Source organism: Helicobacter salomonis (assembly GCF_900197775.1).
Taxonomy (GTDB): Bacteria; Campylobacterota; Campylobacteria; order Campylobacterales; family Helicobacteraceae; genus Helicobacter; species Helicobacter salomonis.
In genome coordinates this window covers 1-25,640 of the sequence record NZ_FZMA01000026.1, presented here as the reverse complement: position 1 = coordinate 25,640, position 25,640 = coordinate 1, and the positions used below count along the sequence as shown (strand labels likewise).

Sequence of the window (25,640 nt, the reverse complement as noted above, 5' to 3'; positions counted from 1 at the left end):
GTTTATCCTAAACTGGCTCTTGTGTTGTGGATTTCTCCACGCCACAAAATTAAGTTACTCTGTATTAGACAAGTTGTGTCAATAACTAGAGTTCTTTAGCCAAAAACAAAAATCAAAAACAAATTTTGGCTACAAGACTCTCTTGCTTAAATGTCAAAGATCGTTGCGCACGAAGTCTTGGCTTTTTCAACAGCCTTAACTTTGGCAAAACGCGATTATAGGGTAGAAAAGCTTAAGGGGGGCTGAAAGTATCATGAGGCGTTAGACAAAGCTAAGCCCTCCCAAAAATTTACCATTTTTACCCACAAATGGGTTAAACTTCAGCAAAAAGGCACAACATGCTGATAATGATTGGGGCGACCCTTTTGGCAGTAGGGGTAACTTTTTACTATATCCTCAAAAAACAGCATCCGATCTTTGTGTTTCTATGTGCCGGCTTGGTATTGTTGCTCGTGGGGCATTACCTCACGGGCACAGCTATTCCAAACACCCCACCGGCGCATAGCTTCGGGCAGCTTCTCTTAAACGCTTTCGCCTTCATCGCCTTCACCTTTAAAAAGCAGTTGGGCGGTGTGGGGCTCATCATCATGAGCGTGGCAGGTTTTGCTGCCTACATGAAGCATATACACGCCTCTGCCAAACTCGCCTACCTAAGCAACCGCCCCCTTGGCAAAATCCGCAATAAATATTTAGTCTTAAGCGGGACTTTTGTCGTGGGTATGGGTTTAAAAATTGTGATCTCTAGTTATACCGGGCTTTTGCTCTTGCTCTTAGCGTGCATTTATCCCGTACTACTTGCGTTAAAGATCCGCCCCGTTACCGCCGTGTGCGTGTTGTCTTTGATTGCCCTGGATTATGGTCCCAAAGATGGTAATACTATCAACATGGCAGACATGGTAGGACAAAAGGACAACATCGTGGGGCTTTTCTTGCACCATCAAGTGTGGGTGGTGCTTTCTTACACGATCGTGATCGCCCTTTTGATCCCCTTTTACTTTGCATGGATAGACAAAAACGACTTGGCTAAAAACCGCCTATGCGCCCCCATAGAAAACTTAGAGATCACAAACCCCCCATGCCCAAGTTTTTATATTTTGTTCCCATGGTTTCCCGTGTTCTTGCTTTTTGGGGGGTATTTTATAGGGATCAAATTGGATGTGGTGAGCGCAAATTTCATCAGCATTGCGGTGGTCTTCCTTGTGGAGTTTATCCGCTATAGAGACGCTAAAAGGTTGGGGGCTGGGATGGCGGTGATTTTGCAAGCAATGGGGGAAATTTTCGTGAGCGTGGTGAGCATAATCATCGCTGCAAGCGTCTTTGCCACAGGGCTTAAGAGTTTGGGCGGGATTGCTCTTTTAACCCAAAGTTTGGGGGGCTTGCAAGGGCATGGGGACTTATGGGTTGTGGGGCTTGTGATGACTCTTTTAGCGTTCATGGTCTATGGCTTTGCGGTGGTAATGGGCAGTGGGATTGCCGCCTTTAACGCCTTTGGGCGTTTAGCCCCCGACATCGCCCTGAAAATGGGAGTAGAACCCATTAACTTAGTTTTACCCCTAGAGATCGCCTCTTGTTTGGGGCGAGCTAGCTCGCCCATCGCCGGAGGGATTTTGGCTTTAGCCGGCTTTGCCAAACTCGCCCCCCTAGAGATCATCAAGCGCACTTACCCTTTATTGCTTGTTGGTATGGGGGTGAATTTAGCCGTAAGTATGATGCTGGTGGCTTAAGATTGTGTAATGAGTATTTGAGACACTAAATGCATTTCATGCTAGTTTAAACCCATTTCAAGTAGGGTTAGCCTCGCTGATAACCCCCACTTGGAGTTCGGTCAAGCCCGCATCTCAATACGAGAAAGGCGTAAGGGGGTCGCGCACCGCGCTCCCCACTCGGCATTTTATCTTGTACTCGGTCGTTCAAGGAGTGGTATAATAGTGGTATTGCGCACTCTGTGTTTTTCTTTGAATGCCTAGACAAATTCTTTTGGATTGATAGAATTTTGCGCTTTTGATCTCTTTTGAGATTTTGTAAAAACTTAAGATCATACCATAGTGGTGCTTTGGTTAATTTGTGTGTTACTATAGTGACAGACGATTCTAAAACCCCACTCTAGGTCATGTTAAAGCTAGTGCAAACTAAAGGCGTATGCGGTCTTCACAGCCACACAAATCTACCCCCTGCGCCCGCCCCCATAAAAACCCCAAACTTCTCTAAAAGAGCGCGCGATCAACCTAGATTGCCCCTGCAATCCCCAAAAATGCGCGCCTTCTAAATGCAAAGCGCACCACCCAAGTCAATTGCCCAATATCACCCTGCACTCCTTACTACTTCCAACTCCTTAAAACGCACGCCCAAACCCACATTCCTCCTCTCTTTTCCTAATTTGCCTCACTTTTCCCACGCCCTCTACCCCTCTATCCTGCATACCCCCCAAATTTTGCTAAAATACCCCTTTTGGAGAATCCCATGTTTTACATCCACAACAACCTTTTCACCCCCTACACTTTAGAGCAAGAATTCCCTAAACTCTACAACTTCAAAGACACTAAAGAACAAGCTAAAGCCGTCCTAGAAAAAATTACAGCCCTCAAACTGCAAAACTTTAAAACCAGCAACGAACACCAGTTTGAAGATGGCTTCATCGCCAAAGTCTTAGAACTCTTGGGCTGGGAGTATCTACGCCAAGAAGAAAAGATCATCCAAGACAAACTAGAAAAGCCCGATTTTTTACTCTTTGCTAGCCCAGAGTTAAAACAAGAATACCAAGCCCTAGACAAAGCAGAAAGATACGCCAGCAACGCCTTTTTCAGCGTGATCTGTGAGAGCAAGGCTTACAGCGTCGCCATAGATAATAAGAAAATTACCCACAATCCCCATTACCAACTTTTAGGCTATCTCAATGCGTTACGGCACAATTACGGCTTTTTAACCAATGGACGAGTGTGGCGTTTCTATGACGCGCGCAAGCCCACTTATAATAAAGTCTTTTTTGAGATCAATTTAGAGCTCATCTTGCAGACCCAAAATCTTGATTACTTCCTCTATTTTTACCATCTCTTTAACGCCGCCAACTTCCTCTCTCAAGAGGATCAACACCCCAAAATCAGCACCACCCTCCAAGCCAACGAGCAACACAAGAGCGCTGTCGAAAAAGATTTACAAAATCTCATCTATGGCACAGAGGGCTATGACTTCTCTTTATTTGAAGACATCGGCAAAGCCCTATACGCACGCAATCCACAAGCCACACTCAAAGAGATTTATCAAAACACCCTCTATTTTCTCTTTAGATTACTTTTTATTGCCTACTTTGAAGACAAGTTTGAGGACACGCTCAAAGAGCACATTTGTTTTAAAGACTATTTGAGTGTCCGCAAATTGCTAAAAATGTTAGGCGATAGAGATAATAGTTATGTGGGTATGGGGCAACTCGAACAACTCTTTGCCATCTACAATGAGGGCAATGAGAATTACGCCATGCCCTTGTTTGATGGCGGACTTTTTGAGCCTGAAAAAACCGCTCTATTCAAAAAGGGCAAGATCATCAGCGACAAACTCTTAAAACAGATTTTAACCCATCTCCTCTACTATGGAGAATCCCAACGCGGTTACGCCACTCTAAGCGTGGTGCATTTGGGGAGCATTTACGAGGGGTTGATGTCCTACTTCTTTGCTTTGGCTGATGAAGAATTGCACTACTGCACCACACCCAAAGGGGAGGGCTATTATGACAATTACGACTACCAAAAAATCCAAAAGCAAGCCAAAAAAACCCAACACTACGCTAAGGGGCAAATTTATCTCAAAAACACCTCCAACTCTAGGAAGTCTAGCGGGAGTTTTTACACCCATGAGGACATCACCAAAAGCTTAGTAGAGCACGCCCTAGCAGGCTTGAATGATGACAATGTCCTAAACTTTAAGATTTTAGATAATGCCTGTGGGAGTGGCGCATTCTTAATAGAAGCCCTCAATCAGGCTAGTCAAAAGGCTTTAGGCTTTGAAGCCTTGCGCCCCCTCTTACAAGAGGAGATCAACACCCTAAGCGCGCAAGTGCAAGCCTATAACCCCGCTTATGAAGTCGATGAAGCGGCAATCTTAAAACGCCTGCTTTTAAAGAAAATGATCTATGGGGTAGATGTCAATCCCTTTAGCATCGAGTTAGCTAAACTCTCTTTGTGGATTGATAGCTTTATCTTTGGCACGCCTTTAAGCTTTTTAGAACACCATATCAAGTGCGGGAACGCGCTCATAGGTTGCTCTTTAAAAGAATTTGAAGTCTTTTTGGGTGAAAGCGGGAAACTCTTTAATGACAACTTCTTTAAGGAATTTGAAACCCTGAAAACCCTCTTTAGCGATTTGGCTAATATCCCCGATAGCACAAAAGAGGAGATTGGACGCTCTAAAAAACTCTATGGCGAGTTAAAGCCCCACCTAGACCAACTCAATCTCTATTTAAATTTTTACAACACCCATAGAATCATCGCCCACAAAGCAGACCCCACCCTCAAAGAGTTTTGGAGAGAGAAAGCACAAGGTTTAGAGGGTGTTGGGCTAGAACAATTACACACCCCAGAGTATGCCAAAGTCAAAGAATGCATAGAAACCCACGCTAAGGAGTTTAAATTTTTCAACTACGAAATAGAATTCCCTGAAATCGCACAAGGAGCAGGGGGGTTATTTGCCCTGCAACGCAGCGGCTTTAATGCCATTGTTACTAACCCCCCTTGGGAGAAAACCAAATTTGATGAAAGCGAGTTTTTTTCTAGCTTTAGAAGCGCGTATCGCACCTTTTCCCTTGCAGAAAAAGCAGATTTTAAAGCAGAAGCCCTAGCCAAAGACTACATTAAAGAAGAGTTTGACACACAACAAGCCCACATACTCACCACCAACGCCTATTACAAAGCCCATTACCCCAACAGCAGAGGGGCAGGCGATGGCAATCTCTTTAGATTTTTTATCGAGCGCAATTTGAGCCTACTGGCTCCCCAAGCCAAGCTAGCCTTAGTGATTCCCAGCGCGCTGATGTTAGAGGAGGGGAGTTTGCACTTGAGGGCACAGATTTTAAAAGAGCATGCCCTAGAGTTTTTTTACAGCTTTGAAAACCGCCAAGGCATTTTTCCTAGCGTGCATCGTTGTTACAAATTCGCTCTGCTGGGCTTGAGCCAAGAAAAGAGCCAACAACCCATTAAAGCCCTCTTTTACTTAGAAAATGTGAGCGACATTGCCAAGCAAAAACCCCTTTTGATCTCTGCTAAAACTTTGCTAAGCACCCCCAAATGCGCGCTTAAGGAAGTGCGAAACGCCCTAGATTTAGAGATTTTAGATCATTGTGCCTCCAAATTTGCACGGCTGAGTGAGGGGTGGCTCAATTTTAGGCGTGAGTTGGACATGACAGGGGATAAGGATTTATTCAAACCCCAAATGTGGCTAGATTTTCGATCCGAATTGCACATGACAGGGGATAAAGACTTGTTTAAACCCATAGACGCGCGCGCTAAAACCCAAGCTACGCTTTTGCCCCTGCTTGAGGGCAAGCATATCCACCAATTTAACGCGCAGTTTGCCCCCCCACGCTATGGCGTGGAAGCAGAGGCACTCCAAGAGAGACTTAAAAGCAGAGAGCGTCATCGCGCCAAAAAGGGAGGCTACAGCGGGGCGATTGCCTATGAGTATCAATATTTGAGGTTGGGGTATCGTGGGATTGCCAGAGATACCGATGAGCGAAGCCTCATTGTGAGTTTGATTCCTAGAAATTACACCGCAGGGCATAGTATGTATTTGAGTGTGCCCTACATTTACACCCCAAAGGGCATACTAGAAACCCCGCCCTTGCAAACTCTTTTCGCTTTGGGCTTGTTTAATTCTTTGGTGGTGGATTTTCTCTTGCGCCTGCATTCTCAAATGAATATCAGTAAAATTTACCTCTATGAACTCCCCCTCCCCCAGCCCAGCACTCAAGAGATCGCTAGCAACCCCCTTTACTTGGCTATCGCTAAATCTGCCCTAGAATGCCAGCTTTATTACGATTCAGCTAACCACTTCAGTGAGCTAAAAACTCTCTTTACAACCCCTTTAGACATCCCCAAAACCCAAAAACTTTTAAACACCAAACGCGCAGAGTTGGATATTCTCATCGCCCGTGATATTTACGCCCTGAGCCGTGAGCAATTCTTGCACCTACTAGACTCCTTTATAGTCTTAGCCAAAAAACAACCCGACTTTGTGGTGTTGCTAAAAGACTTGTGGGAAGAATAAAGCCCATGAACTTAAACGCTCTCATAGGGCCAAGGCATCGCTAAAATGTGCGCTAGTTACGCATTTTGCGTAAAATAAAGTTGAGGAGATCGTAGCTGTCTAGGGATACCGTAAAATAGACCTGATAGGAATTTTGAACCGTGGCATAGTCGCTCATGGTGTTATAAACAAATTGGGTTTTGATACTCGCAAAAGCACTTCTGAATTCGTAATAGATGTCCAGACGATTGTAAAGCGGAGCTTGGAAGAAAGGCACCCCTCTGTAAATGGGGGTGGGGCAGTAGTCTTTAGAGCAAATGAGATCCACATTGGCGTATTTGCTATAGTAGAAATCCTCCCCATGTTTGCTCACAAAAAACAGATTACTCACTCCAAAGCCTTTGAATTGCACATGACTCTCTACAAATAACCCCGTGCTGACTTTAAAAGGCTCTTGCATCCCAATACGGCGCAAACGCTCCAAATTACCCAATACGCCCGTTGAGAAATTAAGGCGTTCCATGAAGGGGGCTGCATTGAGCAGATCAGTTTTGACATAAGCTTGGTAGTAGAGTCGATCTAAGAGATAGTTTAGACCCGTCCTAATCCCACTGATAGGGTGAGGCCAGTTGAGAAGATACTGATCTTCAACATGGAAATACTCGGCATTCCCCCCCAATTTGAAAAACCCCTTGAGGGTGGAGAGTTCACTAGCCCCCATGAAACTAAAACGATCCATGCCATTACCCAAAGTATTCCTGCCATACTTACAGGTGTAGCAATTTCCTCCAAACCAATCTAGCAAAAACTCCGCCTCTATATGGGTGTTTTTGTAGGGGTCGCTTGGGGGTTTGTATTGCACTAAAAAGCCTCGTGCATTGGGGTCTGAGAACCAATAATAAGGGGCAAAGACATTCAAGGGATAATGCCCGATCAAATATTTTCTAGGGAAAATACCCCCATAGAAGTTGAACGACCTAGCGCGGGCTTGGTAGTAAATGGTGGGGCCCCATTTGCTGGGGAAATTCATCTGATAAGTATGGATATTTTGAAACAAAAATGCCCCGACCATCACTTTCTGCTCTACAGAACCTAGATCAAAGGCAAATCCAATTTCAGGGGTTAAACGGGTGCTTAAGGTGGTGTTGGTATTGGGCCAGTAGCTTGTAGAGCCTTCATGGTCCATAATGAAAAGATGAAGACCCAAGTCATAGCGCATATAGTCTTTAAAACTTTTGGCATGAGAGAGGGTCACCATACACAATAGCCATAACAGGGTTCTTGCAGACCTACAAAGCTCCATCAAACCCCGCCACAGAGATTAGAAAATCAAAGCTCTTCATACTTTAGGCTTGTGGGCCTGCAGGAGACATGACAAGATTAAACGAGACCATGCCCCATTATCTACCATCACGCACAAACACCTGTTACAAGCTCTTAGGTACTTGCACATCATCGTAGTCGAGTGCTTCTTCAAAGACTTTCTTGACTCCATGCATGATCTTTTGAATCGTCTTGTCATCCAAGACCTCAATATCATTCAGCAATCGTTGCAGGCGCGCAGAGTCGTAATCATTGACTCGCACAAGCATGAATACTTCATGGTTGTTGGGATTAATGTATTCGCCCAGTTGTACTTCTTTCCCCAAACTTGCTGCAATGGCTTGGGTAATCATCTTAAAAATCTCGCTGTCAAAGGGCTTTTGTTCTGCGTTTTGGGCTGCAGTATAGACCTTCTTAATTTTATCAGCAATGTGGATTGCCACACGAAACCTAGCCCGCTCCCTAGCGATTCGCTCCGAGCGTTCGACCTGCCCATTGATCACATGCGAGCTGTCAATTCCCTGAGTCACATACATGCTCCGATCTTGGACCATCCACATGGGCATGTTTTGTAAAAAAACTTGTTTTTTGTGCTTAGGCGCACACGCTCCTAGTGCAAATGCGAGCACCAGCACCAATGTAGTGGCTTTCAAAGTCATGACACGCCCGCTTATTTCTCTTAAACCAAAGAACCCTTAACTTCATTGACCCACGCGTCAATGCGCCCATCGGTTAAATCATCTTGATTATCTTCATCTAACACCAAACCGACAAACTTACCCCCCTCTACAGACTTAGAGCTCTCAAAATTATAGCCATCTGTTGAGGTGAAGCCCACGACCTTACCCGCTTTAGCTTTTTCATAGAGGTGGAAAATTCCCTCTGCAAAAGTTTCGGAATAGGTGTCTTGATCGCCTAGACCTACGAGTGCAACCGTCTTGCTAGCAAAATCTGCTTCGCTCAGAGTGCCTAAAAAATCTTCCCAATCGCTCTGTAAATCCCCTGCACCTGCTGTAGGAGCCACCAAAACTACAGAGCTAAAGCTATCAAAATCCGCCTTAGAGGCTTTGGCTACATCAAAGACTTTAGCCCCGCCCAATTTTTCAGAAAGCTTATTGCTAATCGTTTCAGAATTCCCGCTATCTGTGCCATAAAAAATTCCAACTGCCATTACATATCCTTTAGCAAAATTTTAGCATCGAGTGCTACTTCCATTGTAGCCAAGTTTAAAGAAAATAGCAAGTTAACCTAGTGCCCACCGCCCTCCTTAGAAAAATCGTTATGGGTTTGAGCATCACTTTCCAGAGCCACTTCATCAAAGACTTTTTTAACTCCCAACTTAATCTGCTTAATCGTTTCCATATCAAGCGCACTAATCTCAAGTAGGCCCTTTTCCAGACGCTCGGCACTATAGCTTTTAACACCTACAAGCATGAACACCTCATGGTTGTTGGGGTTAATATACTCGCCCAATTGCACCTCTTTGTCTAGGCTAGTGGCAATGGCCTGAGTAATTTCTTTGAAAATCTCATCGTCATAGGGTTTTTGTTTGGCATTCTGCGTAGCGATGTAAATATCCTTAATTCTGTTGGCAATGTGGATTGCCACACGAAACCTAGCCCGCTCTCTGGCGATTCCCTCAGAGCGTTCGACCTGCCCATTGATCACATGCGAGCTGTCAATTCCCTGAGTCACATACATGCTCCGATCTTGAACCATCCACATGGGCATGTTTTGTAAAAAAACTTGCTTGTTGGGTGTAGAGGTGCACGCCCCCAAAATGAGCGCGCCCACCAGTACCAAAGTAGTACGCCTAGGCATAAGTTTCCTTCGAGTTTATTTAGATTGTAGCGTATTTTGGTGGGGATATTAATAACAATTGGCTGAAAGCTTGAAAGGATTCTTGCGATAGGGGTAATTATCAATGCTCCAGTTGAATGTGTATTCTTGTTGGCGCACCAGAGGGGTGTGAAAGACCTTAATATAGCTCTTTGCAAAGAGCAAGTGAGAGAGTATTTCTTGAACCTTATTGTGAAAAGGATTGAACACATCTAGGCGCAACACGCATCGTTTCATATCCAGCCTTCCTTCATTTTTAATCTTGACCTGTGCGACAAAGGCATCGGTATAGACCAATGCAGCCGCGTGCTCAATAGTCGTTTGAATTTTATAAAACTGCTCCTCTGTGGCATAGTGCACCCCAAAGGGGGCACCAAAGAGGGCAATGAAAGAGAGAACATGGCAGAGAGCAGAGAGTACTCCCTTGAAGACAATTCCCATAGAAAATAAAATGATAAAGAGTGCGTAATGTCCCCCAAAAATCCAAAGCGCCAGGGGGCTGGTTTGATCCCAGAAGTAATGGAGAATTTCAAATAGATGCTCTAAAATGGGCTGCAGTGCGCTCATTATTTATGCGGGCTCTGTGTGGCTAAGGCTTTGGGTTTGCTCTTGGTGTCTAGCCAAATATTGGGCACAGCACCCCCGGGAGTGAGTAAGATTTGGGCATTTTGGTTAGCCTTCAGAGCTTCGTTAAACTGCCCCTGCACCTCAATTTGGCGTAGATTCAAGAGTTTATCCGTCAGGCTTTGGGCAATGCTCAAATTAGCCGCAGACTTGGCTTTAGCTTCGATCACAATTGCATCAGCCACCCCTTGGGCTTTAATGCGGTTGGCATCCGCCTCCCCCTTGGCTAAAGCCGCGAGTTTTTGGGCTTCTTGCTTGGCCTTTTCCACTTCATACTTCACCCGTTCGGATTCTTGACGGGCGATCTGTACTTTTTCGATCTGCTCTTTGATCTTGACGGGCAAGACGATTTCTCTTAATTGAATTGAGCTAAGTTCCACAGGCGCATTGGGCAGTTTAGACACTTCCTTATTGATGTCTGTATTGATAAGCGCAGCGATCTCATTGCGCTTGATGGGCAGATCTTCAGCTGGATAACGCCCCACTACTGAGCGCACCACATCACGCACCACCGGGTTAATGATTTTTTGCTCCCAACTCAAGCCATAGGTAGCAATGGTTTGGGGAGTTGTTTGGGCGTTCAGGCGATACTGCACGGTGAGCTCAATAGAAACCGTCAAACCCCTAGAATCCATCACATTGATTGCATCGTTTCTAAAAATCCCCTGATTCTTGCCCACAATACCCATGTCTTCGGTGCGGGAGAAATTGATTGTGCGCACGCGTGTGTCAATCACCAGAATATCCTGCACAATGGGCACAAAAAAATGGATACCCGGTTGCAGAGGCAGAGGGTCGTATTTTCCAGCTGTCACTTTAATCCCAATCTCGCCCGATTGGATCACCATAAAAGGTTTAGCCAAAATAAACAACACCAACACAATCAAGAGAATCACAAAACTAGTAAACCTCTTGGACTGAAAGAAGTTAGGAGGAATGGTCGGTTTAAAGGGCGGAGGATTCCTGCTAGGCTGATCGGAATTCTTGGGAGTTTCTGGTCGTGGATTAGATTGCTTGTTCTTGAGATGCTCGTTGAGATCAATGGGCATGGCTATCCTTGCATATTTAGAGGACTTAAAGAGTGGTTCATCTGTTACCTTTGTCTATACCCTTGTCGTGGGGGTCTATGGGATCGCGAAGTGGAACGGGTATGTTTGTAAGGTTTTTTAGAAGGAGTAGAGGGACGCTCTAAAGCCTCCTGATCTAAAGAGATTTTTTGACTTTTGAATTGTAAGCTCAAGAGCTTTAAGGTAAGTTGGGCGGGCTCAAACTGCTCCATGAGTCGCTCATATAAACTCACCACTTCTTCATCAACTTCTACTTTAGAGAGGGAGCGCACTAAACGATCCTCATCCATATTAGGAATTTCATATAGCTGTATACTAGAGCCAATCTCCTTTTGCATGCGCAAAAGCTCTTTATATTCTAGGGGGGTTACTAAAGTGATCGCAATCCCCTTCTTGCCCGCGCGCCCTGTGCGTCCAATGCGATGGATATAGCTCTCTGTGTTCAGGGGTAAATGGTAGTTAAACACATGGCTGACATCGCTAATATCCAGCCCCCGACTGGCCACATCGGTAGCCACCAGCACATCGGCGCGCTTGGACTTAAAAGCCTTGATAGATTCTTGACGCGCGCGCTGCTCCATATCCCCATGTAGAGGCGTGGTTTTATACCCCCTCTCTACTAAAAACTGATGCAATTCGTCCACCTCGCGTTTCATGCGCATAAAAATAATGCTCTTGCTGTGGTTTTCCTTATCAAGCAAGCGCATGATTGCCTCGTTGCGCTCGTGTTCGTTGATCACATAAAAGCGTTGTGAAATGTCGGCATTAGTTACATGGCTGGGCGCGATGTGAATAAAGGCGGGGTCTTGTAAAATCTTGGTGGCCAATTCTTTAATGGGAGGAGGCATGGTGGCTGAAAAGAGTAGAATCTGCGCCTCTTGGGGCAAGTAGTCAAAAATCTCTTCGATGTCATCTAAGAAGCCCATGTCCAACATTTCATCGCTCTCATCGAGCACGACCACTTTAGGCGCGAAGTTTTTCAATCGCTTGTGTTTGAGATGATCTAAAAGGCGCCCGGGGGTGGCGATCATCACTTGGGGTTTTCTCTCTAAAAGCTCACATTGTTTGCGGATACTTTGCCCACCATAGACGCAAATGGTGCGGGTACGCGAACTTTTTCCCAAGCGGAAAATCTCATCGCTAATTTGCATCGCTAACTCGCGCGTGGGCGTGATGATGAGAGCTTCGACACTTTGGTCATTTTTGAGATTATGAATAATTGGCAAAGCAAAGGCGGCGGTTTTACCCGTACCCGTCTGAGCTTGGGCGATCACATCCTTACCCTGCAAAATGATGGGGATGGCCTTTTCTTGGATTGGGCTGGGTTGCACGAAACCCGCCTCAGCAACGGATTTTAAAACCCTGGGGTGCAAGCCCAAATCTTTAAAACTTGCAACAAAATTTTCGGGTGTGTTAGCATTTTCTACACTTTGTGTTGGCATGAATATCAGACAACCTTTTTGGTGGGGTTTAGTTTCGGAGGATAATCCTAAAGCAATTCACGCTATTATATCAGAAAAATCTTAGGATCGCCCATGCTAGAGGATGCTCTGTTATCTGTTTTCGATCAAACCCCCTTGATTGCGTCTTTTCTAGCCGGGCTCTTAGCTTTCTTAAGTCCTTGTGTCCTTCCCTTGATTCCAGCCTATCTTTCCTACATTAGCCAAACCTCCCTAGAAGAGATCAAGAGTGGGCGCGCAGATCGCTTGGGGGTCTTGCTCAAGGCAGGGCTGTTTGTGCTGGGCTTTGGCATTGTCTTTTGGGTCTTGGGTGCGTCTATGGCGCGCATTTTACATAATTTCTTTGGGAATATGTGGGTGCGTGTAATTGCTGGGGGGGTAGTGGTGCTCTTTGGCTTGCACTTTTTAGGGGTGTTGCGTTGGAATTTTCTCTACCGCACTAAGGCACTTAATCTCAACATGACAGCCCAAAAAGGTATCTTGCGCCACTTTCTACCAGTCGTGTTGGGTATGGGCTTTGCGCTGGGCTGGACTCCTTGCATTGGACCCATCTTTACGAGCATTGTGTTGTTGAGTGGGAGCGAACAAGCTTACGGCTTAACGCTTTTAGGGGTCTTTATTGCTGGGTTTGCTATTCCCTGGCTCATCGTGGCTTTGGCACTCAATAAAGCATTGAACTTGCTTAAAAGTGTTAAACGCCACATGCGCGCCATTGAAATAGGTTCTGGGACAATTCTATTACTCATGGGCATTTTGATCATGAGTGGTCAAATGGAATCTTTGGGGGCATGGTTAAGCTAAGGAGATGGCTGTGTTATTGAAAAATGCTAGATTGATGGGGGAGTCTTGTATGTGTGTGCGCGTTGTGGAGGGAATCATCACAGAAATTAGCGCACATTTAGAACCACGTGCTCATGAGGAAGTGTTGGATTGCGAGTCTAAAGCCCTATTGCCTAGTGCGATTGATTTGGGGGTATTTTTACACAATCTCAACAGGCATACCTACATACACTTGAAAGCGCAGGCACGCATGGGGGGGGTGGGCTCTTTAATGGGTGTACCCCTGGCTCCGCTTTATTCTCTCAAAGAAGCGGATATGGAACCCTTAGAATTCGTGCAAGAATACAGCGACACCACCTTTAGCCCCCTAGATTATGGTGCAGCACAAGAAGCGATCGCCTGTGGTGATATTATCTGTTTACATCCCCTAGATAGTCATCAACGCTTACAAGACCTCGCTCTCTTGCGCGCCTCCCTGCCCACCTCTATTAAAGCGTGTTTGTATCTCTACAACTTAGAGGGGCAAAAGCTCCTCCCCGTGCTCGATTATGCGTGCATGCTTGATTTCAAGCTGGTATGTGGTGTGCGGGGCTATGAGGGGCGTTTTAGCATAGGCATCATGGATGAAACTCCTCTTGCCTATACTCTGGGTTTGCCTAGCGTGAGTCCGCTCATCCAAATTAAAGAAGTGGGTAAGGTCGCCGCGTTGGCCTTACACACCCACTTAGATGTGCTCTTGGATAGTGTGGTAGAGCCAGATGCCTTTAAGATCATCGCTGCTACGCGCACTCTGGGCGCGCCCTTATGGGTGCAAACTCCCCTACATCACCTCATCTTAGATCAAGATATCTACCAGCACTACGACTCGCGCACCAAAATTCTACCTCCCCTCAAAGACAGAGCCAAACAGGCGTATCTGCGTACCCTACTAGCTCAAGAGATCGACATACTCACCAGCCTACACTACACCCACCCACTGAGTTTGCATATCTTTGAAGATGCGCCCTTTGGCATGCATAGTATCGATGCCTTCTTTTCCTTAGCATACACACATTTAGTCAAAGGCAGATGTATTAGTTTGAAAAGATTAGTAGAGCTCATCGCCACCAATCCCGCGCGCTTTTTGGGGCTCAATTGCGGGGTGGTGGAGGTGGGCAAAGAGGCGCGCCTCATGCTGGTAGACTTAGAGGGCAAGAGCCAAGTGGATAACCCAGCAAGCATTTATCACCAACAGGTTTTAGACGCACGCATAGAGTGGATCATGCAAAGTGGTAAGGTAATGCGCTTATGAAAGATGCGCTCAAAATCATCGGCGCGAGTACGCTTATTCCCTGTGATACCTCTTTTAATGTGTTAGAAGAAGGGGGTGTGGCGATCTTTAAGGGGCAGATCGTAGAAGTGGGCAAGCTCGCAGACTTGAAGCACCATTACCCTAGCGCTTCCTTAGATTTTTATAAACATGGGTTGCTCATGCCCGCGCTCATCAACCCCCATATTCATTTTGAATTTTCTGCCCACAGAGATACTTTTGTCTATGGTAAGGGGTTTGAGGGGTGGCTGGCTAGTGTTATACAAAAGCGCGAGTCTATCTTTGCAAACGCCCAAAGACATATCCAGCGTGCTATCCACACGCAATTACAGAACGGGGTGGGCAGTGTGGGAGCAATTAGCAGTTATGGACTGGAGCGCGAGATTTTAGCGCACTCAGATTTGAGGGTAGTTTTCTTCGATGAGCTCATCGGGAGCGCGCCCCACGCTTTAGAGCAAAATTTTAAAGATTTCCAACACCGCCACACTTTGAGTTTGCAATATAAAAGCCCTACATTCACTCCTGCTATTGCCATTCACTCCCCCTATTCGGTGCATAAAGAACTCGCAAGACGCGTTTTAGAGATGGCCGATACCCATACCCCTATTTCAACGCATTTTCTGGAATCTCTAGCCGAATTAGAGTGGTTGGAGCACAAACAGGGCTGGTTTGGGCATTTTTTTCAAGAGTTTTTAGGGGTGGCTAACCCTGTGCCTGGTTTTGAAGGAGTAGAAGATTTTTTAAATCTTTTTGCCAAAAAACATCTCTTGCTGGTGCACGCCCTCTTTGCCCAACCAAAGCACCTTGAGTATGCCAAAACCATCAGCGCGCAAACCCATATCATCACCTGCCCTAGATCGAATCGCCTCCTGAGTGGGCAATTATTAGACCCCGCACGCGTGCAGGAATGCAATTTACCCTATGCCTTAGCCACCGATGGAAAGAGCTCTAACCTAGATGTCAACCTTTTGGAGGAATTGCGCCATGCTCTCTTTGCTCTACCTGGTGATTTGGAACGCAACGCCCAAGATTTATTGCTGGGTTGCACCGCGCGCGCCAGTGAGGCTCTAGGCTTGAATAGTGGATGCTTGCAAGTGGGCAAAGACGCAGATCTAGCCATCTTTAGTTGCAAAAGAGCACACACACCCCTGGATATTCTCTTAAAGCTCACCCAAGCCAAAAAAGTGCGCGCACTCTACATTCAAGGCAAGCGTGTCCTGCCACCAGCCCCATAAAGCTGGTAGGGGCTAGTATTCTGCTGTATCTAGCGCATTTGATAACTAAAAGCTTGGACTAAGGCCTGACTGGTGGACTTGAGGACACGATCGACCAGCACTTCCCATTTGTCTTTTTGAAGCCAAATAGGTTCTTTCACGCCGCTTAAGCTTTGCAATTCTGCAACTGCTTGGTCATAGGTACCGATCTCATCAATGAGCTTGAGGTCTAAGGCTTGCCGCGCGCTAAAAATCTTGCCCTCCGCAAAAGTGGAGGCATCTTTAAGATCGAGTTTGCGTGCTTTTGCCACATCGTTGACAAACATTTGGTACTGTGCCTCTAGCAGATTGTTTAGATACTGTTTCTCTTTGTCTGTCCACGCGCGCGTAAAGGTGCCTACCTCTTTGTATTGCCCCTTTGCAATTCCCTGGGTTTTGATGCCTAGCTTATCCATTAGAGCCGACACATCCATGCCCTCAAAGATCACCCCAATAGACCCCACAAGCGCGCCTCGATTAGCATACACTCTATGCGCCATCATGCCTGCGTAGTAGCTTCCACTAGCCATCACACCGCGCACATACGCTACAACAGGGATTTCTTTATTCAGTTCGGCGATGAGGTCACTGAGCTCCACACTTGCGCTAATGCTCCCTCCAGGGGAATCGATCACCAACAAGACCCCTTTGATACTGGGCATTTTTAAAATATCCTGAATCCGCTCTTGAAAACTTTCACTTTCAAAAATAGGCCCATAAATATGGAGAGTGGCTAGATTAGGGGGGAATTGCGTTTCATGCTTGCTTCCAAAAAACAGAAAGGCAAGAAGACAAAGGAACACTAGACTTTTAAAATACCTCGTGATGAAATCTAGGGGGACGGTGATAATTTTGAAAATCTTGCTCAAGAGCACTCCTTAGTTTGTTTTGAAAACATGCTATAGTAGCAAAAAAGAAGCTATATGGCGTGCAAATTTTGTCCTAAGTTCAAGCTTTCGGATTTGCTGTTTGTATTCGTCGCGGGTGTAGCGTTTTATGGGGTTTATAGTTACCAAATGCGCCAGGTGGAAAAAGAAACAGATGCCAAACGCACGAGAGCTTTTGAACAACTCCAACGCGCCTGCGTGTTTGATCACGATAAGAATGCCTGCCAACAGGTTTTTGCTAAACCACCTTCTTGATTTTCTGCTAAGGTTAGCATGATGCTCCCACAAATTTCGCCTTTAGTCTTTGTGTCTTCTTTACGCTTCTTAGGGCTTTTCATTGTTCTACCTGTCATTTCCCTTTATGCGGCAAGTTTCCAAGCCAGCGGGTTGGTGATGGGGCTTGCGGTGGGGGGTGCGTATTTAACCCAAATTCTTTTCCAAACCCCCATTGGTGCTCTGAGCGACAAATATAGCCGTAAAAGTGTGGTTTTATGGTGTCTAGGTATTTTTACATTGGGGTCTGTCATTTGTTTTTTTGCCCACACTATTATGTGGCTAGTAGTGGGGCGTTTGGTGCAAGGAGTGGGGGCAATGGGCGGGGTGTTGAGTGCGATGGTGGCAGATGCTGTGCCCGAGGAAAAACGCACCCATGCCATGGCTTTGATGGGCGGTGGAATTTTTTTGAGCTTCACAGCAGCAATGGTCATTGGACCAAGTATGGGGATGGCCTTTGGAGTGCGTTGGCTTTTCATGCTAACGGCTTTGTTAAGTCTGATCTCTATGGCACTCATGCTCAAAGTTCCAGAAACCCCCAAGATTCTCTACGCCTTGAAAGAAAAACCCACAATCCGCGCTGCATTGGAAAACAAAGATATTCTGATCATCAACAGCTGTTCTTTCTTTGAAAAATGTTTAATGACCTTAATCTTTGTACTAATTCCCCTAGCCATTGTGCACGAGTTCAAGATGGACAAGGGTGTACTCTGGAAAATTTACACAGCAGGGGCGCTGCTGGGTATGGTGAGCATGGCACCTGCAGCCATTATTGCCGAGAAATTTGGCAAAGCCAAAGCCGTGCTTTTAGTCGGCGTGTGCATGTTTTTAATCGCCTATGCCTGTCTAGCTTATGCCGATCATAATATACAATCCCCCACTGCCTGGCTCTTTATCACTGGAATCATGGTTTTCTTTGCGGGTTTTGGCACGCTAGAACCCATCATGCAATCCCTGGCGAGTAAATTTGCCAAAGCCCACCAGCGTGGACTGGTGCTGGGCATGTTTGTTACCTATGGCTACACGGGTTCTTTTGTAGGCGGCCTCCTAGGGGGAATAGGCTACACGCACTTGGGAGTCAAAACATCGGCGTGCATTGTAGTGGGGGTTTGTGCGGTGTGGATTGTCTTGGTACTCTGCATGAACAATCCTAACAAACAGAAAAATGTCTACTTCCCCTTAGATGCTTTTGAGCGTGCCCGCTTTAGCAATTTAGAAGAAATTCCCGGGATCATTGAATGGTATGTCAACGAAAGTCAAAACACCATTATTGTTAAATACGATGCTTCTTCACTCAGTGAAGAACAGATTATTCAATACTCTAAAGCGTTTAGAAAACCTTACTCCACTTAAAAAGGATATGCATGTCTTACACGATCAGTAAAAAGATTCTCAATGTTGTCGGGCGCACTAACGCGACTTATGAGCTCATCAGTCAGGGCGATCGAGTATTGGTAGGTTTGAGCGGAGGCAAGGATTCGATCCTACTCTCCTGCTTGCTTGCGCGCATGCGAGCGCATGCTCCCTTTCAATTCGACTTTAAGGCTGTTACCGTGCATTATGGTTTGAATGAAGATTTGGCATGGCTCTCCAAGCTCTGTGTCGAGCAAAACATCCCCTATGAGATTGTGCACACCAACATCGCCCAAACCATCCGCGAAAAGCGACGCGAACAGAGTTCTTATTGCAGTTTTTGTTCGCGCATGCGTCGGGGAGTGCTCTACAATTATGCCCTTGAAAATGGCTACAACAAGCTTGCCCTAGCCCATCACCTGGATGACGCTGTGGAGAGTTTCTTTATGAATTTTACTTACAATGGGAGTTTACGGAGCATGCCTCCCATTTACAAGGCCGAAAATGGGCTCTTTGTGATCCGCCCGCTGATTCACATCCGTGAGCGCCAAAGTATTGACTTTGTCAAATCCCAAAACATCCCCACCGCCCCTGATTGCAATTGTCCGGCTAAACAACCCGATTCAGACAAACCCCCCATTGCCCGCTCCGCTACCAAGTATTTTTTACAAGAAATGGAGCGCAATAATCCTACTCTTTTTACTTCACTTAAAAACGCTTTTTGCAATGTGCACGCCAATAGCTTTAGTGATGGTGCATTCTTAGACGCCCAGGGGGCATGAGATGGGCTTGGATGTACTTGTATTCATTGTGTTCATGGTGGTTGCGCTTGTTATTGACTTCAAGGCGCACCAGCAGGACCAAGTGGTTACTCTCAAGAGTGCAGGGCTTTGGTCTATTTTTTGGGTTGCCACAGCTTTGATCTTTGCACTCTACTTGCTCTGGCATGATGGCAAGGAGAGCATGTCGCTCTTTTTAACGGGTTATGTGCTAGAAAAGGCCCTTTCTGTAGACAATCTCTTTGTGATTATGGCCATTTTTGCATGGTTTAAAATCCCAGATATTTACCGCCACCGTGTGCTCTATTACGGCATTTTAGGGGCGATTATTTTTAGATTGATCTTTGTCTTGATTGGCAGCGGTCTCTTGCACCTCTCAGGTTATATAGAAATTCTCTTTGGCGTTCTTGTCGGCTATAGTTGTGTGGTCATGCTCAAGAATCAAAATCAGGAAGAGACAGAGCACAAGGAAGAAGACTATTCCCAGCACATGGCCTACAAACTAGTGTATAAGTTTTTCCCTGTTTACCCTAAATTGGTTGGGCATGATTTTTTCCTCAAAAAGTCAGAATTACAGGATTTAGAAAAGGATTTAGAGGGCCAAGAGGTGGACGCTTTCCACCGCCAAAGCGCCTTTGCAAAGGCCAAACTCATCGCTACACCCCTATTTCTCTGTCTTGCCGTAATCGAATTGAGTGATGTGATGTTTGCCTTTGATAGCGTGCCTGCCGTGATTGCCGTGAGTAAAGAACCCTTGATCATCTACAGCGCCATGATGTTTGCGATCTTAGGTCTTAGGAGCCTCTATTTTGTCCTAGAAGTGCTTAAAGGCTATTTAGTCTATTTAGAAAAAAGCGTGGTGATCGTGCTAGGTTTTATCAGCCTCAAGCTCATTTTAGGCGCGACCAAGCATCTTTTTGGATTTGGCTTGGAAATCAGTCCCACAGCCAGTCTTTACATCGTTTTAGGGGTGCTGGGCGGGGGTGTGCTGCTCAGTTTGTTCAAAAAGCAAGCAGTTCAGGAAGAATCTCCGCACGCAGATACAAGACTAGAACACTTAGAGCAACGCATAAGTGTGCTGGAGCAAAAATTACAAGACTTAGAGAGTAAGCAGAAAGATTAGAGGAGGAGTTATATGCAGAGTTTTAAGAAATGGGCTTTGATCCCACTATTTGGGGCACTATTGAGTTGCGCCTACGCCACAGAGGTCTACAATGCACAAAAGATCGCCGACATTTTTTACCGCCTCAATGGCGAGTCCGCACAGCCACATAAAAAAATCAACCATGCCAAGGGTTTCTGTGCCACAGGACGCTTTGTGTCCTATGCTAAAAATGCGGCAAAATTTCAAATCCCTCTTTTACAAGATAGCTCTCTTAAAGCGCAGGTACGCTATTCGCTAGGCGGGGGTAATTTACATGCGAGCGACGCCTCTAAAGTGCGGGGCATCGCTGTAACTCTGGAAGGCTCCAAGGAAACTTGGACCATGGTCATGCTTAATACCCCAATTAATTTTGCGCGCACTCCAGAAGAATTTGGGCGTTTCTTTGAGATGCGTATTCCCAAAGAGGGCAAGGTCGATCACGCCTACATTAAGGAGATGACTCAAAAAGTGCCCTCTTATCGTAATTTTGCCCACTATATGCAGGGCGTGGGAGTAACTTCCAGTGTGGCACACACCCCCTATTACAGCATCCATACCTTCTTTTTTAAAGACTCCAAGGGCGAGCTGATACCAGCCCGCTTTACTCTACAGCCCTTGGAGGGTGTGCGCACCTTAAGCCCAGAAGCTTTAAAAAAAGCCAAGGGCAACTTTTTAGAACAGGATTTTAAAGATCAAATAGCCAAACGCCCCGTGGGCTATAAATTGACTCTCATTTTGGCCAATCCTAAAGACCCCATTGATGACACCACTAAGCTATGGCATGGCAAGCATAAAGAAGTGGAATTAGGGCATTTAGAAGTGAGTGCTTATAGCGGACATGGATGCAATCCAGAAGTTTTTATGCCGAGCACTCTGCCTAATGGAATTGAACCACCCAAAGACCCCCTCTTTGAAGTCCGCAACGAAGTTTATGGAATCACTTTCTCAAGACGGCAATAGGTGTTAGAACTTGCTCTAAGCAAACAGTTAATGGGCGCGCAGGGCTCCTTTTGTTTGGAGGCATATTTTTCCCTTCCTTCAGAACAAATTAGTGCGTTATTTGGGCCCTCAGGTGTTGGCAAAAGCACGCTATTGCGCCTTGTTGCAGGACTTGAGCAACCCGATCAAGGCACTTTGCGTTTCCAAAACACCTTGTGGCTGGACACACGAAGACGATTTTGCATGCCTCCCCAGCAACGCGCGCTAGGTTTTGTTTTTCAAGATGGAGCTCTCTTCCCTCATTTAAATGTGCATGATAATTTGCGTTTTGGCAACAAGGATTCGCATATGTTGCAAGAAGTAGTGAATTTCATGGAACTTGCAGGACTCTTAGGGCGATCCATCCACACCCTTTCAGGTGGGCAAAAACAGCGTGTGGCTCTTGCGCGCGCTCTTTTGAGTGCGCTTAAAACCCCCCACGCGCTCTTATTATTGGACGAACCCTTGAGCGCGCTAGACATGCCTACACGCACTAAATTTCAAGCTGAACTTAAGCGTTTGAGCACGCATTTTAAACTCACAATTCTTTTGGTTACCCATGATTTGCACGAAGCCTATGCGCTTGCTGACTATGTGGTGCACATCGATGCTAAGCAAGGCATACACCGCTGTAACATAAGTACATGGGAGCGCTTTTTAGAACAATCAAGCGCGTTAGGCTTGCTGGCTAAGGTGCTCTGCCAAGACTCTCATACTCTCACCCTTGCGTTCAAATCTCCACCGACCCTAAACTCGGGTGATTTAGCATGGGTTTCTTTTAGGAGATCGCCATGAATGTTTATGTGCGCGAAGTGGAGATTGCTTTATTGAAGCAACTCCAAAAAGTCTCTCTCTCCATGTTTAGGAATGGCTTTTTTAGCACTTTCAAGGGCTCAATTTCAGCACGGATCAGCACGCGCCGTTTCGTGATCAACAAGCACGATGCCATCTTGGATAATTTGGATACAGACTCTTTCATTGTTTCACAAGACACACCAGATTATCGTTGGCAAGAGGCTAGCAGTGATACATCCATCCATGCTAGCATTTATCAATCTTTTAGCGAAGCCCGTTTTATCGCCTATGCACGCCCTCCCTATGCCATTGCCTACTCTCTCACGCATACACACCTGATTCCTTTAGACTACCTGGGTTGCGCTCTATTGGGGCAGAAAATAGAAATTTATGATCCCAAGAGCTACAAAGATTGGCAAGAGCGCGCTCCAGTGGATATCCTGCGTTATTTACAAGAAAATGCACAGCCCTATATCTTTATTAAAGGCTGCGGAGTCGTGGCATATCAACGCGAACTGCAGGGTTTACTCAAAATTTTTGATCTCCTGGAAGGCGCTTGTCGAATCCTGCAGCTAGCACATCTAATGGATCATGGCTATGAAAACAACAAACGTTTTGAAGTTTGAAACACTTTCCACAGCTAACGCAAAAAACCTTCTTGTAGTGCTGGTTAATCAGAATTGCATACAACTTCTTGATAATAGCCTTTTCTACCGCTCCACTTTTTAAAACTCGAGGCATTAAAACCCGTCTGGCGAGCAAATCTTGATAATCTAGCAATCTCCCGCGCAACTCAAGCTATGGGAAGTGCGTCAAGTCTCAATGTAGAGTTTGGCTTGAGGTTTAACCTACTGCTCGCTTTGCTCACCATATATTTCTCTACAAGGGTCTATTCTGTTCTAGGTATGTCAGTAAAAATTCAGCTTTATGTACTATAATCCGCGACTGATTTTAAGAATTAAAATTAGAGTTTGGGAGTTGAGCGATGGAAGAAATCGTCGTGGCGTTAGTGGGACAACCCAATGTAGGCAAGAGTTCCCTCATCAATGCAATCAGCGGGGCGCACTTAAAGGTAGGGAATTTTGCTGGAGTTACTGTAGAAAAAATGCAGGTAAGCACCACCTACAAGGACACTAAAATCACGATCGTGGATCTTCCAGGCATTTATGCCCTGAATGATTTTACCATTGAAGAGAAGGTGAGTAAGCAATTCTTAGAAAATGAACGCTTCGATCTCATTTTAAATGTGCTCGACTGCACCAATTTAGAACGCAATTTGAGTCTGAGCACCCAGCTACTCAACACCCCTCACAAGGTGCTCATGGCGCTCAATATGTGGGATGAGGCTGAAAAAGAGGGGTTGAAGATTGACATAGACCTACTCTCTAAAGACCTAGGCGTGCCATGTGTTCCCACCTCTGCCAGTACACATTTTAACATGGATCCTCTCTTAGATCAGCTCATTACTCTGCACCGCAACGGAAAAGAGATGAGAAATCTCCCCGCTGCTTCCAAAGAAGAGGCGTTTCAATTCTGTCGCGCTTTGGCCAAGAAGGTCTGTCGCCGCACACAGGGTATGTCCACTTACACACAACGCATTGATAAATACCTCATGCATCCCATCTATGGTGTTCCCATTTTCTTGGCATTTATGTTTGTGGTCTTTTATATGAGTTTTTTAGTGGGTGGAGGGCTACAAACTTACGTGGACGATGGTTTTGCTTGGCTCGCAGACACTATCAAGGCACATGCAGGCAATGAACAAATTGGTTCGCTCTTGGGTGATGGTATCGTTGGAGGCGTGGGGGCAGTGCTCTCGTTTTTGCCACTGATTGTGGTGCTCTATTTGGGTATTTCGCTCTTAGAGGCCACGGGTTATATGAGTCGTGTAGCATTCTTATTGGATGGAATTTTTCACAAGTTTGGTCTGCATGGCAAGAGTTTTATTCCTCTTGTCACGGGTTTTGGGTGTTCTGTACCCGCTTACATGGCCACCCGTACCTTGCAAAACCAGCATGAACGCCTGGTAACTCTCTTTGTAATCGGTTTTATGAGCTGTAGCGCGCGTTTGCCTATTTATGTGCTGTTTGTGGGTTCGTTTTTTCCGGAGAAATATGGCAGTTTAGTTCTCTTTTTGATCTATGTACTGGGTGCTGTTGTAGCGCTCTTAATGGCCAAATTTTTAAAACTAAGTGTCTTTAGAGGTCAGGAAGAATCCTTTGTGATGGAAATGCCTAAGTACCGCATGCCCAGTCCCAAAGTCGTTTGGTATAGCATTTACACAAAAAGTATCTCCTACCTTAAAAAAGCGGGCACTTATATCCTAGGGGGGGCAATCTTCATCTGGTTTGCCTCTAACTACCCTCAGGACGCTAAGGTGCTAGAGAATTACCAGGCACAGATAGATCGCATTGAAGCGGGTAATTTAGAGGCTAGTGCCAAAGAGGAGGCTATCAAAGCTCTTGAAGAAAAAAAACAGCAGGACATTACAGAAAATAGTCTGATAGGACGCGTGGGTCGCGGTATTGATATTCTCTTCAAGCCGATGGATTTTGATTGGCAACTTTCCGTTTCCTTAGTGGCAGGGTTTATGGCCAAAGAGGTAGTGGTTTCCACCTTGGGTGTTCTCTACTCGCTCGGGGATACTGATGAGAATTCTAAGTCCCTCCGTGGAGCGCTCAAAAAACATGTCAATGCCCCCTCTGCCATTGCCTTTATCGTCTTTGTGATGTTTTACATTCCCTGTTTTGCTGCCACAATTACCTTTGGCAAGGAGGCTGGAGGAACAAAATTCGTGTTCTACCTATTCGCTTTCACCACAATAGTGGCCTATATCTTCTCTTGTATCGCCTACTATGTGACCAAATTTTTAGTAGGAGCGTTCTTATGAAGTAAACTTTTTGAGAAAAGGGTTCCAAAACCCTTGACTTTGTTTCTCATTTATACTATAATAATGATACAAACTAATACAAAGGAGTTTTCATGTTGCCTTCAGACACAGTTAAGTTGCTTAATGCGCAGGTGATGGACGAGTTCTTCTCAGCTAATCTGTACATGAGCATGAGTTCTTGGTGCTACACCCATAGTTTTGATGGTGCTGGCTTGTTTTTGTTTGAACATGCAAGTGATGAGTATGCGCATGCCACCAAAATCATCACTTACTTGAATGAGAACGAAGTGGGTGTACAGCTCAAAGAGGTCAAGGCCCCCGAACACGAATTTAAGAGTTTAGTTGAAGTCTTTGAAAAGGCTTACAAGCACGAACAGCACATCACACATTCGATCAACACTCTTGTGGACAAAATGCTTGTTGCCAAAGACTATGCTACTTTCAATTTTCTGCAGTGGTATGTGGCTGAACAGCACGAAGAAGAAGTGCTCTTCAAGAATATTTTGGACAAAATTAAGTTGATGGGTGAAAGCGGGCATGGCTTGTACTTGGCCGACCAATACATCCACTCTTTGGCTAAGGACAAAAAGTAAGGTTCTGCCTCTCTGCTCCCTCTCTATGGGGGCTCTAATTCTTGATGAGAGCAACAAAGACA

At 45.7% G+C, this 25,640-nt stretch carries 22 protein-coding genes; 14 read left to right on the top strand and 8 right to left on the bottom strand.

The annotated features are described in order from the left end of the window. Window positions 1-338: 338 nt before the first annotated feature. Together dcuC and C6H04_RS05190 are read left to right on the top strand one after the other, a co-directional pair. A complete protein-coding gene (dcuC, locus tag C6H04_RS05195; RefSeq protein ID WP_104695476.1) occupies window positions 339-1,724 on the top strand; it encodes a C4-dicarboxylate transporter DcuC in 1,386 nt (461 codons plus the stop codon). 736 nt (window positions 1,725-2,460) lie between these two features. After that, the gene (locus C6H04_RS05190) at window positions 2,461-6,252 is read left to right on the top strand and encodes an Eco57I restriction-modification methylase domain-containing protein (RefSeq protein WP_104732524.1); all 3,792 of its coding nucleotides are present in this window, start codon (window positions 2,461-2,463) and stop codon (window positions 6,250-6,252) included. Between the two features lie 52 nt (window positions 6,253-6,304). On the opposite strand, the gene C6H04_RS05185 is transcribed toward C6H04_RS05190, so the two are convergent. From C6H04_RS05185 to C6H04_RS05155, 7 genes are all read right to left on the bottom strand, one after another. After that, complete coding sequence (locus tag C6H04_RS05185) at window positions 6,305-7,489, bottom strand: hypothetical protein (RefSeq protein ID WP_233709711.1); 1,185 nt, start codon at window positions 7,487-7,489, stop codon at window positions 6,305-6,307. Between the two features lie 169 nt (window positions 7,490-7,658). Continuing rightward, on the bottom strand, window positions 7,659-8,213 hold the full coding sequence (locus C6H04_RS05180; RefSeq protein ID WP_104732523.1) for a hypothetical protein: 555 nt from the start codon (window positions 8,211-8,213) through the stop codon (window positions 7,659-7,661). A gap of 20 nt (window positions 8,214-8,233) precedes the next feature. After that, window positions 8,234-8,725, bottom strand: coding sequence for a flavodoxin (locus C6H04_RS05175; RefSeq protein WP_104695468.1), 492 nt, complete (start codon window positions 8,723-8,725; stop codon window positions 8,234-8,236). A 77-nt stretch (window positions 8,726-8,802) separates the two neighbouring features. Then, window positions 8,803-9,375 carry a hypothetical protein gene (locus C6H04_RS05170; RefSeq protein ID WP_104732522.1) on the bottom strand — a complete coding sequence of 191 codons (573 nt, stop codon included), beginning with the start codon at window positions 9,373-9,375 and terminating at the stop codon, window positions 8,803-8,805. 48 nt (window positions 9,376-9,423) lie between these two features. Next, complete coding sequence (locus tag C6H04_RS05165) at window positions 9,424-9,960, bottom strand: DUF2393 family protein (protein WP_104732521.1); 537 nt, start codon at window positions 9,958-9,960, stop codon at window positions 9,424-9,426. Continuing rightward, window positions 9,960-11,066, bottom strand: a complete 1,107-nt coding sequence (locus tag C6H04_RS05160) for an SPFH domain-containing protein (protein ID WP_104695465.1) — start codon at window positions 11,064-11,066, stop codon at window positions 9,960-9,962. The genes C6H04_RS05165 and C6H04_RS05160 overlap by 1 nt, the downstream gene beginning before the upstream one ends. Before the next feature lie 44 nt (window positions 11,067-11,110). Next, a complete protein-coding gene (locus C6H04_RS05155; protein ID WP_104695464.1) occupies window positions 11,111-12,526 on the bottom strand; it encodes a DEAD/DEAH box helicase in 1,416 nt (471 codons plus the stop codon). Window positions 12,527-12,619: 93 nt separating this feature from the next. Here C6H04_RS05155 and C6H04_RS05150 point away from each other — a divergent pair, with 93 nt between their 5' ends. Genes C6H04_RS05150 through mqnF form a run of 3 tightly spaced genes read left to right on the top strand, consistent with a single transcriptional unit; the run spans window position 12,620 to window position 15,868 of the window. Beyond that, on the top strand, window positions 12,620-13,345 hold the full coding sequence (locus C6H04_RS05150) for a cytochrome c biogenesis protein CcdA (RefSeq protein WP_104732520.1): 726 nt from the start codon (window positions 12,620-12,622) through the stop codon (window positions 13,343-13,345). Between the two features lie 4 nt (window positions 13,346-13,349). Further along, a complete protein-coding gene (locus C6H04_RS05145; RefSeq protein WP_233711861.1) occupies window positions 13,350-14,615 on the top strand; it encodes an amidohydrolase family protein in 1,266 nt (421 codons plus the stop codon). Beyond that, window positions 14,612-15,868, top strand: a complete 1,257-nt coding sequence (gene mqnF, locus C6H04_RS05140) for an aminofutalosine deaminase family hydrolase (protein ID WP_104732518.1) — start codon at window positions 14,612-14,614, stop codon at window positions 15,866-15,868. Before C6H04_RS05145 ends, mqnF begins: the two co-directional genes overlap by 4 nt. Before the next feature lie 29 nt (window positions 15,869-15,897). On the opposite strand, the gene sppA is transcribed toward mqnF, so the two are convergent. Next, window positions 15,898-16,755 carry a signal peptide peptidase SppA gene (sppA, locus tag C6H04_RS05135; protein WP_104732517.1) on the bottom strand — a complete coding sequence of 286 codons (858 nt, stop codon included), beginning with the start codon at window positions 16,753-16,755 and terminating at the stop codon, window positions 15,898-15,900. Window positions 16,756-16,809: 54 nt separating this feature from the next. Between sppA and C6H04_RS05130 the strand changes: the two genes are divergently transcribed. The 9 genes from C6H04_RS05130 to C6H04_RS05090 all read left to right on the top strand — a co-directional run bounded on the left by C6H04_RS05130 (window position 16,810) and on the right by C6H04_RS05090 (window position 25,578). Beyond that, the gene (locus C6H04_RS05130) at window positions 16,810-17,028 is read left to right on the top strand and encodes a hypothetical protein (RefSeq protein WP_104695459.1); all 219 of its coding nucleotides are present in this window, start codon (window positions 16,810-16,812) and stop codon (window positions 17,026-17,028) included. Between the two features lie 21 nt (window positions 17,029-17,049). Then, entirely contained in the window at window positions 17,050-18,399 is a 1,350-nt protein-coding gene (locus C6H04_RS05125; protein WP_104695458.1) for an MFS transporter, read from the top strand. An 11-nt stretch (window positions 18,400-18,410) separates the two neighbouring features. After that, window positions 18,411-19,181, top strand: coding sequence for a PP-loop family protein (locus tag C6H04_RS05120; RefSeq protein WP_104732516.1), 771 nt, complete (start codon window positions 18,411-18,413; stop codon window positions 19,179-19,181). A gap of 1 nt (window position 19,182) precedes the next feature. Beyond that, window positions 19,183-20,301, top strand: coding sequence for a TerC/Alx family metal homeostasis membrane protein (locus tag C6H04_RS05115; protein ID WP_104732515.1), 1,119 nt, complete (start codon window positions 19,183-19,185; stop codon window positions 20,299-20,301). 12 nt (window positions 20,302-20,313) lie between these two features. After that, complete coding sequence (locus C6H04_RS05110; protein WP_104732514.1) at window positions 20,314-21,282, top strand: catalase family peroxidase; 969 nt, start codon at window positions 20,314-20,316, stop codon at window positions 21,280-21,282. Window positions 21,283-21,312: 30 nt separating this feature from the next. Next, on the top strand, window positions 21,313-22,095 hold the full coding sequence (locus tag C6H04_RS05105) for an ATP-binding cassette domain-containing protein (protein ID WP_233711862.1): 783 nt from the start codon (window positions 21,313-21,315) through the stop codon (window positions 22,093-22,095). Continuing rightward, entirely contained in the window at window positions 22,092-22,721 is a 630-nt protein-coding gene (locus C6H04_RS05100; protein ID WP_199766022.1) for a class II aldolase and adducin N-terminal domain-containing protein, read from the top strand. Before C6H04_RS05105 ends, C6H04_RS05100 begins: the two co-directional genes overlap by 4 nt. 359 nt (window positions 22,722-23,080) lie before the next feature. Further along, the gene (gene feoB / locus C6H04_RS05095; protein WP_104732512.1) at window positions 23,081-24,985 is read left to right on the top strand and encodes a ferrous iron transport protein B; all 1,905 of its coding nucleotides are present in this window, start codon (window positions 23,081-23,083) and stop codon (window positions 24,983-24,985) included. 92 nt (window positions 24,986-25,077) lie between these two features. Then, window positions 25,078-25,578, top strand: coding sequence for a ferritin (locus tag C6H04_RS05090; RefSeq protein ID WP_104695452.1), 501 nt, complete (start codon window positions 25,078-25,080; stop codon window positions 25,576-25,578). Window positions 25,579-25,640 lie beyond the last annotated feature (62 nt).